This window comes from Butyrivibrio proteoclasticus (assembly GCF_900115735.1).
In the GTDB taxonomy this organism is placed as follows: Bacteria; Bacillota; Clostridia; order Lachnospirales; family Lachnospiraceae; genus Butyrivibrio; species Butyrivibrio proteoclasticus_B.
In genome coordinates, this window is sequence record NZ_FOXO01000001.1 from 61,796 (window position 1) to 77,569 (window position 15,774).

A 15,774-nucleotide genomic window follows, 5' to 3' on the forward strand; every position below is an offset into this window, starting at 1 on the left:
AAGAGCAGATTCGGTTTTATTCAGATAGAGAGAACATAGTTTAGTTATGACAAAAAAACAAGTAGCAAAAATAGTAGTTTTTATAATGATCGTATCCTGGATCCTTTTGCATGTGACTTATTGCATCAGGACAAATGGTGATGTTAAGGACAGGTTTGTTGGCTTTTATTCAGAGAAGAAGAATACGATTGATGCGGTCATGATTGGATCAAGCCCTGTATATCCTTGTATATCCAATCCAATGATCTACGGCGATATGGGAATAACCCTGTATCCTCTGGCTTCAAACATGCAGAGACCTGTTGCAACAAAGTATCTTATAGAAGAGGTACTAAAGACTCAGACACCTGATCTTTTTATCTTTGAAATGCGCATGTGGACTGCAGAGGATGAGAACCTTCTTGGAAATATGGCCCACACAAGGGAAGTTACAGATAACCTTAAGTATTCGATCAACAGGATAAAGACCATAAATGCTATGGTTGAGGACCCGTCAGAGAGGCTTTCCTATTATTTTGATATCTTTAAGTATCACTCAAACTGGAAGACTTTGGCTTTGTGGTCACAGCTTCGCACATTCATGTATGAGTATCCTGATGATTACAAGGGATTTGTTCCTTTTTCCACAGTTGGTCCTGCTCCAAAGACAGACAATGCTGCTATCACAGACAGAGAGCCTATTCCGGCTGAGCAGGAAGAGTATCTGACAGATCTTTTGACATATCTTAAAGAGAAAAATCTCAATGCCCTATTCGTTATCACACCCTATGATGTGCAGGAAGATGAGCAGAAAAAGATTAATTATATCAGCGATATGGTAACGACAGCAGGATACAGCTTCCTTGATATGGACCAGTATGTAGATGAGATTGGACTTGACTATGATGTGGACTTTAAAGATTACGGAACCCACACCAATATTGTAGGAGCCTATAAAGTCACTAAGTTTTTTGAGGATTATCTTAAAGAGAATTATGTGGATAAGGGAGTTTTGGATGACCACAGAGGCGATTCCGGATATAAGTCCTGGGACGAAGCCTATAAACTGTGGCTTGATGCATATGAGACCGGTTCTGAGAAAGTTTTCTACAATGCCGAGAACAAGATTTACTACGACCTTGAAGAAGGCGAGTAACAAGGGGCATTGTTTTATAGATACTACAACTATGGTATAATATGACGACAAGGTCAAAAGGTCATAATGCGTTCATGCTTGCATGATAAGCTTTATGACTCGTCAGACTTTTTACAGTATGCACATGATATCAACCTGGAGGAGCTATGATAATCATTCAGCTTAAGGGCGGACTGGGCAATCAGATGTTTCAGTACGCATTATATAGGTCTCTTAAAAAACGCGGCAAAGAAGTTAAGATTGATGATAAAACAGGCTTTGTTAATGACAAGCTTAGAATCCCGGTACTTTCCAGATGGGGAGTTGAGTATGACAAGGCAACAGATGAGGAAGTCATAAATCTTACTGATTCTAAGATGGATCTGTTAAGCCGCATCAGAAGAAAACTCACCGGTAGAAAAACATATAGAATAGATGAGGAATCCGGCAAATTTAATCCGGCGATCCTTGAAAAGGAAGATGCTTATCTTGTAGGTTATTGGCAGTGTGAAAAGTACTTTGATGATAAGGACGTTATCAGGGAATTACGGGAAGCATTTGAAAAGAAGCCTCAGGAGCTCATGTCAGATGCGTCAAGCTGGTCAACTCTTCAGCAGATTGAGTGCTGCGAGTCAGTAAGTCTTCATGTCCGCAGGACAGACTATGTGGATGAAGAGCATATTCATATCCACAACATCTGCACTGAGAAATACTATAAAAATGCTATTGATAAGATTAGAAAGCAGTATCCATCGGCAGTATTCTTTATTTTCACAGATGATAAGGAATGGTGCAGAGAGCATTTCAAGGGACCAAACTTTATAGTGGTTGAGCTTGAAGAAGGCGATGGCACTGATATTGCAGAGATGACTCTTATGAGCAGATGCAAACACCACATTATTGCAAACAGCTCATTTAGCTGGTGGGCAGCATGGCTCAATGATTCACCGGAAAAAATTGTCATCGCACCTCAGAAGTGGATCAATGACCGCGATATGGATGACATCTACACAGAGCGCATGACTAAAATAGCACTTTAAATGATAGGAAATATCTTAATGAGTAATACAAAAAAGGTAAGTCTGCTTGCCAAGATAAATTATATATTTGACAAAAAACAAAAGGGACAGCTATTCATACTAGCTGTCCTTATACTGATTGGTGGTGTTGTCGAGACTTTAGGTGTCTCAATGATGATCCCCGTCATTTCAGTTATATTGAAACCTGAGTCTCTTCACCGACAGATAGAAAAATTCGATATTCTTCAGACCATCGTAAATGCGCTTGGCCTTAACAGTGACCTCAAACTTGCCAGTGCACTTTTGATCTCACTTATTTTTCTTTTTATCTTTAAAAATCTCTACCTGCTCTTCCTTGTTTATAAGCAGAACACATTTATATCAAGGGCAAGAAACGACATGATAAGCAGGGTAATGAGAGAGTTCTTGAACAGGCCCTATGAAGATTATCTTGGAGCTGACATTCCAACTGTATTTAGAATAACTGACAGCGACATTCCAAAAACATTTACACTTATGCTTTCTCTTTTGTCACTTTCAACAGAAATGGTAGTTTCAATCTGCCTTGGAATCGTCCTTCTTGCAGTTAACTGGCAGATGACAGTGCTAATACTTGTGGTCTTGGTAATACTTACACTTATCATTACCAAGATTTTGAAACCAAGACTTAATACAATCGGTAGAAAGAACCAGGAAACACAGTCAAGGATTGCAAAGTGGAGAATTCAGGCAATCTATGGACTTAAAGATGTAAAAGTATTAAACAGACAGGATTTCTTTATCCGTAACTACTATGAGTCAGGTAGGATCGGCGCTGATATCGACAGGAATTACACGGTGCTGAACAATATCCCAAGGCTTCTTATTGAGACAGTTTTCATTTCAGTAGTTCTTTTGTATGTGCTTATCTATCTCTTAAACGGTGGCGATGCGAAGGCACTTCTTCCACAGATAACAGCCTTTGGTATGGCGGCTATCAGGATCATGCCATCCGCAAACAGGATAAACACGTATCTTACACAGATTGCTTATAACCAGTACAGTCTGGACTTTGTTTACAATAACCTCACAGAATCAATGAAAATGGAGAAAGAGATGCGTGCAGAGAGAGCCAAGGTTGCAGGACCTGCACTTCATCTGGAAAAAGAGATTGAGCTTAAAGACATTACTTTCCATTATCCGGATTCTGAAGATAATATCTTTACCGGTGCCAACATGTTGGTTCCAAGAGGAAAATCTGTTGGTATTATCGGACCGTCGGGTGCAGGTAAATCCACGATTGTGGATATTCTCCTTGGACTTTTGCACGTTAAAAGCGGCGAGATTCTCTGCGATGGCAACAATATCTTTAGTAACTACGAATCATGGCTTGCGCAGATCGGCTACATTCCGCAGTCTATCTACCTTGTTGATGAATCTATCAGAGATAACATAGCGTTTGGTATTGACGCTGATCAGATAAATGATGACAGGATCTGGGAGGTCTGCGAAGAGGCTCAGCTTGCTGAATTTATCAGAACACTTCCTGAAGGCCTCGATACAAGGATTGGTGACAGAGGTGTCAGACTTTCAGGTGGTCAGAGACAGCGTATCGGTATCGCAAGAGCACTTTATCATAATCCTGAGATTCTTGTATTTGATGAGGCTACCAGTGCTCTTGACAATGAGACTGAGGCAGCAGTTATGGAAGCTATCAACAGTTTCCATGGCAAAAAGACAATGATCATCATCGCGCACAGACTTAATACTATTGCTAACTGCGATATAATCTACGAAGTTAAGGATGAGAAAATCAATAAAACTACACTTGAAGGTAGAATGATCATTCAGTAAGAGCGATTTTGGAGTTTTTATGATAGGAACAGAGTTTATACCGGGGTATGGTCTCGGTAACCAGTTGTTTTTTTATATAGTCACCCGCTGCATGGCGCTTGACAAGGGCGTTGAATATGGATTTATAAATCCGGGGCAGGTAGGGAATGTTGCCCAGTCCCATCAGGGCATGTATTTCATGGACATCGATATGGGAAAAGAAATCCCTATGTCGGATAAAGATAAATATACAATCTTTACTGAGCAGGATGACCGCCTGTATATGGGAAATTCCAAACATGACATGGCAAATGGCTGCTATATAAGCGGTCCTGACAAGAAGCTTTTTGAGATAAAAGACAATACTTTGATCTATGGTAATCTTCAGGATCAGAGCTATTTTGAAAAGTACAGAGATCAGATCAGAAACTGGCTTAAAGTTAAGCCTGAATATGAGTCCTATGAGTATACAGCAGATGATTTGTGCATTATAAACATCCGTGGCGGTGAGTATACGAATCACCCCGAACTGTATCTGGACAGAAAGTACTTCCTGAATGCCATAAAAAACATGAAGATGATTAACCCTTCAATGAGATTCATGGTAGTGACCGAGGATGAAGAGGCTGCAAGGAAAATCCTTCCTGAATATGAGTGTCACCATTTTGATATGGGAAAAGATTATGTGACATTAAAAAATGCCAGATATCTGATTCTTTCCAATTCATCTTTCTCCATCATGCCGGTAATGTCCAGCACAGAGCTTAAATACGCAATTGCTCCAAAATACTGGGCAAGACATAACATTTCAGACGGCTTTTGGTCTTCTGAGCAGAACATCTATACTTTTTTACACTATCAGGACAAAAAGGGCAGAATATTTGAGGCGGATGAATGCAGAAAAGAGCTTGAGGAGTATAAGCTTAGGTCAGCTCTTTATGCAAGAAGAAATAAAAGACCCGGCTCTATAAGGCTCTTTTGCCAGGTAATCCGAAGAAAGTGCCTCTATGGAGTATTCTATTCAAAGAAGATCTTAAGGAGCCTTGAGAAACGTGTAGGAATCATCAAGAGGTTTCAATACTAGAAAATACAAATTATATTTAGAGGAATGAAATGGAGAAAAAGTTAAAGCTCCAGCAGGTTACGCTTTGCGCCATGACCAGTGTCAATGTTTATGAGACTGTTCAGGCCATGAAGTACAGCATGAGGGAGATTGAGTTTGGAGATGCGGTTCTTATTTCAGATAAAAAACCTTTTTATCTTCCAAAGAACATAAGATTCAGCTACACATCCAGGCTCGACAGTATCGATAAATTTAATTACAAGATGGTCTATGAACTTAAAGATCATATAAAGACAGATTTTTGTATGGTTGTCCACGCCGACGGATTTGTTATTCATCCTGAAAACTGGAGTGATGAGTTTCTGGAATATGATTACATTGGCTCTCCATGGCCACTTCCCAAAAATGATTATGCATACAGAGATTCAAAAGGAGAGATATGCAGAGTTGGAAACAGTGTATCTATAAGGTCTAAGAGGCTTTTGGAATATCCTGCGGCACATAACCTGAAATGGGAAAAGGTCTACGATGGATTTTATAATGAGGATATTTTCCTTTGCTGTTACCACAAAAATGCCATGGAAGCTGAAGGCATGAAGTGGGCTCCAATTGAAGTTGCGGTAAAGTTTGGAAGAGAGCATCCACTTACGGAGAATAAGGGAATAGAGCCTTTTGCATTTCATAAATGGTGGGGAGAGAATGCGGATTATCCTAAGTTCTACAGCCCCAAAAAGAGATACAAAATGGCAGTAAGACCGCTTCTTTTTTGGAGAAGAAGCAAAAAGTGGAAAGAGGAGCATGGCGTAGAATGATCTTTTCAGTTATAGTTCCGGTGCATAACGCAGAAAAGTACATAAAAGAAATGATGGATTGCATTATTCCTCAGCTTGGAAAGAGCGGAATGGATGCTGAGCTGATTTTGATAGAAAACGGCTCAACGGACAATTCTCCTGCAATTTGCGACGAATATGCGGACAAAAATCAATTTGTTTTCTGCTATCACTATGGAAAGATTGGTGCATATGCAGCCCGCAAGGAGGGCATAAAAAAGTCTATGGGCCAGTGGCTCATTTTTGCAGATGCTGATGATCTTTTGGTAGATACAGCGATTGAGGATATCTGCAGAGGACTTACAGATGCGTCTATTGCTCATAAGCCCTTTGATATTATTCTGTACAACGCAGCTACAAGTACCAATCCTTCTCAAAGGAAATTTAATTTTCCTTTCGAAGAAAATAAAGTATATGGTGGTGCTTTAAAGGATTCTTTTTACAAGGTCATGTGCGAGGGCGACTCTCTCAACGCTATGTGGAATAAGTGCGTTAAAAGAGAACTTGCCGTAGAAGTCCTTCTTGATGACAAGGATATGTTCCTTAATTATGGCGAGGACCTTTTGCAGACAGCCGCTTTTCTTGATAGAGCCAAAGGAATAGTGTACCTGGATAAGATTCTGTATATTTACAGGCCCAATGAAAAGGGACTTACAGGCGGCTACCATATTGAATACCTGACCAATCAGGAAACAGCCTGGAATAAGTTTGATTCCTATGTGAAAAAATGGGGTGGGGAGCGCTTTGTTACCACAGTTGATCGCAGGAAAGCTCTTACCTGCAGCATTGCTATTGCAAAGCTCATTTATTCTGACCAGCCCATTTCAATAAAAAAGACAGAGCTGAAAAATATATTTAATAGTGAATTTTACAGAAGATACAGTCAAATGCCGCTTCCTGACTGGGCTCCGGAAGAAAGCATGGAAATCCATAAGCTCCAGATATCGGGAGGAGCCTTGCAAAAGCTTTTTTTATCCGGAGTAAAATACAGCGCAAAGTCAGCAGCTAAGCGAGTAATTAAAAGAAAAAATAAGCATGTTTAACTAACTATGGTTATGCAATTGGTAGCCATGAAAGGCAGCTATGGTTTACGATTTAATACCTTTTTTTAACGAAGTAGACATATTAAAGCTAAGGCTTGGAATCCTTGATCCATATGTGGATAAGTTCATCATTGAGGAAGCAACCACGACTTTCTCCGGTGAGCCCAAAGAGCTTTGCTTTGAGAAAAACAAGGAATTGTTCAAGGGGTATTTGGACAAGATTATATACATTGTTGTGGATGAGGATAAAGATTTCAAGGTAACCCATGAGAGGGATTATTTTCAGAAAAATCACTTAAAGCAGGGACTTGAGCAGATTGGCGCAACTGCGGATGACGTGATAATTTTCGGTGATGCGGATGAAATCCCCAACCCTTTAGTGTTAAAAGAAATTGTGGATAACTTTGACAACACTTTAGTTTACCATCTTGCTCAGAGAAATTTTTACGTTTATATGAACAATGAGGAAAAGTCCGGGACATTAATGTCAATAACAGGAGAGTTTCCGAATGTTCCGCAGGCAGACAGAAAGTGGCTTGGAACCAAGATCACTTCCATAAACAATATCCCAAGAGAGGGAATTGTAAGGCTTCGTGATCTTATTTCCGTGTGCGATAAAAGATCCGTACGTGTTGCAAATGGTGGATGGCACTTTGGATATATGGGTGGGCAAAAGGAAAAAGACCCGACAAAAAGAATTGGTGTCAAGGTTAAAGCTGCAGCTCATCAGGAGTACAACGATAGGGAAGTTTTAAAAGAAACCATGGATCATCTGATCCTTGGACATGATATCTTTGGAAGAAATGCACATTTTGAGAGATGTGAGATTGATGAGACCTATCCACAGTACTTGAGAGAGCATATCGAAGAATACAGCCATCTTGTAATGCCTAAGGTGACAGCTCTTTCAAGGTGTTATCACTACGTTGATATCACTGCAGGAAGATTTTGCAGAAAAGCGTACTACAAGGTAATGAGGATGTTGAGAAAGAAATGATATTCATCATATGAATATCAGGTTGGGAAGATGAAGTGAAATACAGGGGAGCACATAATGCCTGAAAAAAAGAACAAAAACATTTTTTACATATTGCTACTTACAGCGTTTCTGATGGTTGCTGTATATGAGTTTTTAACTCCAAACATGTCTGATGACATCATATATGGTGATGCTGTGGCTAAAGCAGGGAACTTTTTTGATCTGTTTGAGCAGGAATATGAGCATTACATGAATCATAGCGGCAGAAACGTAGCGCATTTTATACTCAGAGTGTTCTTGTTCATGAAGACAAAGAGTGTGTTCAATGTAGTTGCGGCCGCAGTTTTCACATGTCTGTCACTTCTCATGTACGAGAATATAGAGTGTAAAAGAAAATATGACATCAGGCTATTTGGTCTTGTTCTGTTGTTTTTGTGGTTCCTTGATCCTGCCATGAGTAACACTGTTTTCTGGGAGACGGGAGCCTGCAATTATCTGTTTACAGGTACCATTGCAATTGCTTATTGCACATATTTTAGAAGGCATATGAGGCTTGAAAGTAAGAACAGCATTTCTCTCATGATAAAAATGTTCGTTTTGGGACTGCTTGCCGGATGGTGCAATGAAAATACATCGGGCGGTGTTATCCTCTTTGGCCTGATCCTGTTTGTGGATAAATGGCTTAAGAACAATAAAAAATGTGGATTCATAAAGCCATGGATGATCGCAGGTTTTATTGGGAATTTCGTTGGCTTTGCGGTTATGATCCTTTCCCCGGGAAATTTTGGAAGAGCGGAAGTTGCAGAGGAAGAGCACACAGGACTTCTTGCACTTATGGCGAGATTCCTTAAGATAGTTATCAACATAAGAGATAATTATTTTATCCTTGTTGCAGCATTTGTAGTTCTTTTGATATTTATTTACTACATGTCTGCTGATAAAAAGAAATTCCTTGAGACCACAAAATACATGAGGATGCTTGCTTTTGTAGCGCTCATGACAGCATTCTCGCTTATAGCAGTACCTTCATCACAGCTTAGAACATATTATGGAGCAGGTCTTTTCATGATGATGGCAGTGCTTAACGGTGCAGGAATTGTGGCTAACACTATTTTTATGTCAGGAAGTGCATCTGACAGGAAAGGCGGAATGTCTCACACGATGCTTCAGACGGCTGTTTCATCGCTTGTTGCTGTTTGGGGAATTGTCCTTGCTTTCACTTATATTGAGCAGGGGGCCAATCTTGCCAGGATAAAAAGAGAGTTTGATGAGAGAGATGCCTATGTCTGGCAGCAGGTTGAGACTGGGGAAATTGATGTTTATGCACCTATGCTAAGGCCTAACTGGGAAAACAGATTTTCTTTTGCGTATGAGTCTGATCTTTCAGATGATTATAAGAACTGGATCAATGTTTTCTATGCAGAGCACTATGGAATAGATGCGATTTGGGGTGTGGACAGAGAGGAATGGACTGCGTACTGATGGATAAAAAGGTAAGTATCATAATTCCGGTTTATCAGGCAGTCAAATATCTTAAAAGATGCGTGGAATCATGCCTGGGGCAGAGAGAAATAGATCCTGAGGAACTGGAAATAATATTAGTAGATGATGGCTCAACAGATGGCAGCAGTGAGCTTGCAGATGAGCTTGAAAAAAGCGCGAACTGTGTTTTTGACAGAAATTATATTGTTAAAGTTATCCACACTGATAACAAGGGGGTTTCTCATGCCCGTAATCTGGGAATTGAGAAAGCAACAGGTAAGTATATCTGTTTTGTGGATGCAGATGACTATGTAGACGAACACTTTGTGGCCAATCTTCTGGCTTCTGAGGATAATGATATTGCAGCTGATGTACAGTCAACAGTTATTAAGAGTAATTCAGCTAAGAATGTGGATAAGTCAGGCGATATTTTCGAAAATTGTGCATTGGATGGAGATAAGCCTGTAATAATAGATTCCACAGATATCTACCTGTCAGGACTTAATATCAGTGGCTATCAGTATATTGAGAACTCTATCTTGAACAGAAATACACATGTATGGGGAAAGCTCTTTTTACTAAGCGAGATTAAAGACAATAATATCAGCTTTAAGGAAGGCCTGACTATTGGAGAGGATCTTCTTTTTCTTCTTGATTTAGCTCTTTTGCAGGGAAAGAAAAAGACAGTTAAATGCGTTGGAACAAATGACTATGTTTATGTGGATAACCCAGAAGGCGCCATGAAAAAGGCCTTTAAGGAAAGTTATCTGGATGAAATTGTTTGTTGGCGAAATGCAGAGGAGAAGCTTCTTGGCGCAAGGGAATACATTTCAAGTTATTCTTTTGTAAGTGTCGCAGTAAGCCAGATCATGACAGCTCTTTTGGTGGCAGGAAAGCTGGCACGGACTGATGAAGGTACAAGAGACAAAGCGTTGGAAGCACTTGTTATTTCAAAGGTAAAAGAGCAGATTGGACATGCGCTTAAAGTAAGAGGCACTTTTGCGGCTCTTGAGTTGGGATACAAAATAAAGGTGACACTTTTCAGATTTAGTCCGAAGTTTTATCTTAAACTGTATGGAAACTATAAATCTCAGAGATAAAAAATATATGAAAAATAGTGAGAGAGAATTCGCATGAATCTAAACAGACCGATAGTTTTATATTATCATGCAGGTAGTGGAAATCACGGCTGCGAGGCGATTGCAAACAGCACGCTAAAGCTCATTCATAGAAAGAGGATTGAGCAGGGCTGCATCATGGATAAGACTCCGATTCCTATAGTGATTTCCAACAATGTGGATGAAGACAGGAAGTATTCCCTGGGAGATCTGGAGAAACAGGGATTGTGCATTCTTGTAAATGAAAGACATATTGATAAGGATTTTTTTGCACATGTAATTTATTATGGTTGGCGCAAAGTTACGGGCGATAAGCAGTCCTTTATGAGATACAGATTCAGGGACGGTTACAGGGCATATACCCTTGAACATAACAGGTGTGATCATAAGAAAACGGATGAAAAGAAAGATATGAGCACTGCATCAGGCAATACACCTCTTGCGATATCGATAGGTGGAGACAACTATTGCTACCCCGAGATGGTTTCTGACCTGATACTTGCTCATGATTACTTCAGAAAAAAAGGCTTTGATACAGTTCTCTGGGGGTGCTCAATTGAACCTGACTCCCTGAAGGATGCAGCTCTTTTAAAAGATCTTATGAATTTCGACAGGATATATGCAAGAGAGTCAATTTCTTATAATGCTCTTTTAGAGGCAGGAATCTCAGTGGATAAGCTTGAACTTAGAAAAGATCCGGCTTTTGAACTTGAGACAAATGCTGTATCCGGGATACGTGATGGAGCTTTTGAGTTGCCGGGGAAATATATCGGTATAAACTTAAGCCCTATGGTAATTGCCAAGGAAAGTACTTCGGGTATTACCATGGAGAATTATAAGAGGTTTATTCATTATATCCTGGAAAATACTGATCAGTCTGTTGTACTGATCCCACATGTGGTCTGGGCAGGCAGCGATGACAGAAAGCCGCTTTCTGAGCTTTATGATGCTTTTAAGGATAGTGGAAGAGTTCTTTTGATTGAGGATATGCCGGCTTCGGACCTAAAGGGCTACATTTCACAGTGCAGCTTCTTTGTAGGAGCAAGGACACACAGCACCATTGCAGCTTATTCAAGTGGTGTACCGACTCTTGTAATTGGTTATTCGGTCAAGAGCCGCGGTATTGCGACAGATCTTTTCGGGAGCTATGAGAATTACTGCCTTCCGGTGCAGGAACTTTCCGATCCGGATGCACTTATAAATGGCTATAAGTGGGTAATGAGTCATTCATGATAAAGAGGAAAACGAGAAGATAAAATTGGGGATGAGAGTATGATAATTTTGCAGATAGCTGGTGGTTTGGGGAACCAGATGCAGCAGTATGCGCTTTATAGAAAACTTTTAAAGTGTGGGAAAACAGTAAAGCTGGATCTTTCATGGTTCGGGCCTGAAGTTCAGAAGAATATGCTTGCTCCACGTGAGTTTGAGCTGTCTCTTTTTAAGGACCTTCCATACGAAATTTGTACAAAAGAGGAAAAAGAAGCTCTCGTTAAGCAGAGTCTTTTTAATAAGGTTTTAGGAAAATTGTCACAGAAACTGGGGAGAAGCGACAGCTCCAATCCAAAGGTTTTTGTGGAAAAAAAGATGTACCACGAAGAGATTTTTGACTTGGATGATGTTTATATTACCGGATATTTTGCCTGCCAGTACTATTATGATGATGTGATGGGAGAGCTTCAGGATCTGTTTGTATTTCCACCGCATTCCATTCCGGAACTTGATCAGCGCAATGCTGTTCTTGCTGCGAGGATGGAAAAAGAAAATTCGGTTAGTGTCCATATCAGGCGCGGTGACTATCTTAGCCCTGAAAATGTGGAGATTCTTGGAAATATTGCTTCAGAAGAATACTATGAGAGCGCCATGAATTACTTCCTTCAAAAGAATCCGGATACACATTTTTATATTTTTACCAGTGATCATGAGTATGCCAGAGAGCACTACAGCGATGAAATGCGATACACGATCATTGATTGGAACACCGGCAAGAACAGCATTCAGGATCTTATGCTCATGAGCCACTGCAAGGGCAACATCTGTGCCAATTCCACATTTAGCTTTTGGGGAGCAAGGCTCAATAAGCGTCCTGACAGAGAACTTGTCCGCACCCTCAAGATGCGAAATAATCAGGAAGCGTTGCCTGAAGTTATGCATAAATACTGGAAAAACTGGATTCTCATTGATGAGAACGGAGTGATTGTTTGAAAAAGCGCATTATAGTATAACGCAATTGTTCGCAAGTACGTATGAGCGTGTAAATTGAGCAGCTTGATAAAAATAGAAATACACCAGATTCATAAATATGTTAAGTCTGGCATATGAAAGATGAATAAAGGAATTAGTTTTAATGGGTAGAGTTAAGTCGGCAACAAGAAATATTGCATTTGGATATATTGGTCAGGTTGCGACCATGATCATGTCTTTTGTGCTGCGAAAGATCTTTATCATGCATCTTAGCGAAACTCTGCTTGGTATAAACAGCACATACACGAATATTCTCTCAATCCTTAACATGGCAGAGCTTGGCATTGGAACAGCCCTTAATTTCAGCCTTTATGGTCCGGTATCCCGCGGCGAAAAAGAAAAGATCAAGTCCTACATGCAGATGTACAGAAAGGCTTATTACTGTATTGCTTTGGTAGTGGCTGTTATGGGTACAGCTCTTGCACCATTTCTTAAGTATCTTGTAAAAAAGCCCGATGGAGTACTTTTACGGGATCTGACTCTCTACTATTTCATTTTTCTTTTTAATACTGTCAGCAGCTACTTTGTTGCTTATAAATATAGCCTGGTCAATGCTGAACAAAAGAACTATGTTCAGACTAACATTCTTACAATAACAAAAGTTATTACAGTTTTTTTTCAGATAATTGTAATTGTTACTACAAAGAATTTCTATCTGTTCCTGATAACAGATGCAGTGATCCAGCTTGTTCAGAAGATATTTGTTTCAAGATATCTTAACAAGATGTACCCATATCTTACAGAAAAAGATATTACGCCTTTGTCAAAAGAAGAGAGCGATACAGTTTGGAAAAAGACGAAAGCGCTTGTCTTCCACAAGGTTGGCGATGTAGCCAGACTCCAGACCGATGCGCTTATCATTTCTTCTTTTATCGAAGTTAAGATGGCTGGCTTTGTTGACAACTACAACATGGTTATCAGTTCGGTTTCAAATTTTGTAAATATCATTTTTAACTCAGTAATATCAAGCTTTGGAAATCTCATAGCCACCGAATCCAGGGAAAAGCAATATGAAATGTTCAAAGTCTACAGATTTTTTGCATCCTGGGTCTATGGCTACTCCTGTGTGGGGTTCATGGTTCTTTTGACTCCTCTTATCAGGATAATGTACGGAGATTACTGGGCTCTTGCGCCGATGGTAATCTATTGTATTCTCATTGATTATTACTTCAAGGGCGATCGAATTGTCCTTAGTAACTATAAGACTGCAGCCGGCGTATTCGAGCAGGATAAGTACCTTGCTCTTATTCAGGGAGCAGTAAACCTTGTGATATCAATTGCGCTGGTGCAGACGCCCCTTGGCCTTGCCGGAATTTACATCGGAACAATAGTTTCAGGACTTATTGCCAATATTACAAAACCAATTATTATCTACCGTGCCTGTTTTGACATGAGCGCGAAAAGCTACTTTATAGACACCTGCAAATATCTTGCAAGCCTTGTATTTGTATTGGTTGTATGCAATGCTATCAGTATCAGGCTTCTTGCAAATTTAAATATCCTTACCTTCCTTGTTATGGCTGTTATCATTACTGTCGTATTCAACGGAGTATATTTCCTCTTGTACGGCCGAACAGCAGAGTTTAGGTATGTTCTCGGTAAAGTCCTCGCGAAGGTTGGAAGGTAAGAGGAAGCTTTAGAAAAGTTCTTTTGAAGGTGAGAAAAAAAGCTTTTTGAAAAGCGTGCTGAATTATGCTTGCAAATGAAATGATAAGCATTTCTATCCCCTCCAATGGGCATAGAAGCGGTAAACATGATGTACTTGTGCATATAGAGGTGTAAACTATGGGCTACAGAGTTACAGATGAAAGATACAAAATGGTCATTGACAGGACAGTTGACGATTTGCTTGAAATCATGAATGTTTCTTTGATTCAGCAGGCAAAGGATGTAGTGAAAAGTTTTATGGGGCGCTCGGTTCGAACCAAGGATCCGTTGTTTTGGCCTGCAGGAATGTTGATGCTAGGGCTGATATCTGCAGCAGAGCAGGCGGACGTCAAACAGGATATTGCATCTGACCTAAATGACGTCAAGCCGGATATATCATCTACTAAACTTGACAGCGGGATAAAAAGCAAGTGCCTGGCTGCTATTTCAGCCCATCTGGACATGTGGCTTAAATCCTATGATGGAAAGATAGATTTTGTTGATGATGCCTTGGCTGGTGTTTGCTTTATCAGAGCATATGAGTTGACTCATGAAGATAAATATAAAGAGGCTTCTGACAAGATAGCACAGTTCATTTTGACTGCACCTAGAGATGAGCAGGGGACTGTCATCTATAATCCGGGCAGAAATTCATCAAATATTTTTGCAGACGGAGTTGGACAGGTTTCAATGTTCATGGCTGCATACATTAGTGCTTTTCCGGATAGTGACATTGTTATAAGCTCGGGTTCCAGGCTTGATGCCAGCAAACAGATTAAAAATTTCTTTGAAATGGGAGTGGATAAGAAAAGTGGTCTTAATTACCATGGATATTCGCTTTCTGATAATCAGAAAAAAGGTCTTCTTGGCTGGGGAAGGGCATTCGGATGGATGTATATGGGAGTCGCAGAGGCAGCCTGCGCTGCAGTTAAGAGTAGTGCCGATGAATTGGCTGGTAATAACGAGACTTTCAATAATTTTGAGTGCGTAAGAGAGTGTCCGGATAGAAAACGTTGTTTCATGAATTCAGGTTTCAACATAACCGGGCTGTACAGGCAAATGAGCAGAACAGCTCTCGAATATCAACGTGCAGATGGCGGTTGGAGCTGGCAGATTCAGGGAACAGAAGGACATATTGATATGTCGGCAACTGGCATGATTGCGTATTCACTGGCGCGGGGTTACAATGCGGGGATACTTGATAACGTTGAAGATATAGACAGCTCTTTTGACAAGGCTATCGACTGTATGCTGTCGCATACTGAAAAAGGAGCAGTGCTTGATGCGCTTAGTTCATGTGATGATTTTGGGGTTCATTATCAGACTTATGGGCATTATCCTTGGGGACAAGGAGCAGTACTCGCGGCACTTGCAGAGATAAGATAATATTGGTTAGCAAATTATAAAAAAATAGGAAAGAGAAGGG

The 15,774-nt window shown here is 40.2% G+C and carries 13 protein-coding genes; all 13 read left to right on the forward strand.

Annotated features, from left to right (window positions below; all coding sequences use genetic code 11):
- Window positions 1-46 precede the first annotated feature (46 nt).
- The 13 genes from BM146_RS00260 to BM146_RS00320 all read left to right on the forward strand — a co-directional run bounded on the left by BM146_RS00260 (window position 47) and on the right by BM146_RS00320 (window position 15,734).
- Window positions 47-1,135 carry a hypothetical protein gene (locus BM146_RS00260; RefSeq protein ID WP_074882739.1) on the forward strand — a complete coding sequence of 363 codons (1,089 nt, stop codon included), beginning with the start codon at window positions 47-49 and terminating at the stop codon, window positions 1,133-1,135.
- A gap of 146 nt (window positions 1,136-1,281) precedes the next feature.
- Window positions 1,282-2,154: an alpha-1,2-fucosyltransferase gene (locus BM146_RS00265; protein WP_074882740.1), complete on the forward strand. Its 873-nt coding sequence runs from the start codon at window positions 1,282-1,284 to the stop codon at window positions 2,152-2,154.
- A gap of 18 nt (window positions 2,155-2,172) precedes the next feature.
- Window positions 2,173-3,966: an ABC transporter ATP-binding protein gene (locus BM146_RS00270; RefSeq protein ID WP_143087374.1), complete on the forward strand. Its 1,794-nt coding sequence runs from the start codon at window positions 2,173-2,175 to the stop codon at window positions 3,964-3,966.
- A gap of 19 nt (window positions 3,967-3,985) precedes the next feature.
- The gene (locus BM146_RS00275) at window positions 3,986-5,029 is read left to right on the forward strand and encodes an alpha-1,2-fucosyltransferase (protein ID WP_074882743.1); all 1,044 of its coding nucleotides are present in this window, start codon (window positions 3,986-3,988) and stop codon (window positions 5,027-5,029) included.
- 29 nt (window positions 5,030-5,058) lie between these two features.
- Window positions 5,059-5,820, forward strand: a complete 762-nt coding sequence (locus tag BM146_RS00280; protein WP_242949307.1) for a DUF5672 family protein — start codon at window positions 5,059-5,061, stop codon at window positions 5,818-5,820.
- Window positions 5,817-6,881, forward strand: a complete 1,065-nt coding sequence (locus tag BM146_RS00285) for a glycosyltransferase family A protein (protein ID WP_074882745.1) — start codon at window positions 5,817-5,819, stop codon at window positions 6,879-6,881. The genes BM146_RS00280 and BM146_RS00285 overlap by 4 nt, the downstream gene beginning before the upstream one ends.
- Before the next feature lie 40 nt (window positions 6,882-6,921).
- Complete coding sequence (locus BM146_RS00290) at window positions 6,922-7,878, forward strand: glycosyltransferase family 17 protein (RefSeq protein WP_074882747.1); 957 nt, start codon at window positions 6,922-6,924, stop codon at window positions 7,876-7,878.
- Window positions 7,879-7,935: 57 nt separating this feature from the next.
- Window positions 7,936-9,342, forward strand: coding sequence for a DUF3329 domain-containing protein (locus BM146_RS00295; RefSeq protein WP_074882748.1), 1,407 nt, complete (start codon window positions 7,936-7,938; stop codon window positions 9,340-9,342).
- Window positions 9,342-10,442, forward strand: a complete 1,101-nt coding sequence (locus BM146_RS00300) for a glycosyltransferase family 2 protein (RefSeq protein ID WP_074882750.1) — start codon at window positions 9,342-9,344, stop codon at window positions 10,440-10,442. The genes BM146_RS00295 and BM146_RS00300 overlap by 1 nt, the downstream gene beginning before the upstream one ends.
- A gap of 33 nt (window positions 10,443-10,475) precedes the next feature.
- Window positions 10,476-11,693 carry a polysaccharide pyruvyl transferase family protein gene (locus BM146_RS00305; protein WP_242949308.1) on the forward strand — a complete coding sequence of 406 codons (1,218 nt, stop codon included), beginning with the start codon at window positions 10,476-10,478 and terminating at the stop codon, window positions 11,691-11,693.
- A 39-nt stretch (window positions 11,694-11,732) separates the two neighbouring features.
- Window positions 11,733-12,662: an alpha-1,2-fucosyltransferase gene (locus BM146_RS00310; protein ID WP_074882754.1), complete on the forward strand. Its 930-nt coding sequence runs from the start codon at window positions 11,733-11,735 to the stop codon at window positions 12,660-12,662.
- Between the two features lie 142 nt (window positions 12,663-12,804).
- Window positions 12,805-14,328: a lipopolysaccharide biosynthesis protein gene (locus BM146_RS00315; protein ID WP_074882756.1), complete on the forward strand. Its 1,524-nt coding sequence runs from the start codon at window positions 12,805-12,807 to the stop codon at window positions 14,326-14,328.
- Between the two features lie 158 nt (window positions 14,329-14,486).
- On the forward strand, window positions 14,487-15,734 hold the full coding sequence (locus BM146_RS00320) for a glycoside hydrolase family 88 protein (RefSeq protein WP_074882758.1): 1,248 nt from the start codon (window positions 14,487-14,489) through the stop codon (window positions 15,732-15,734).
- The last annotated feature ends 40 nt before the right edge of the window (window positions 15,735-15,774 follow it).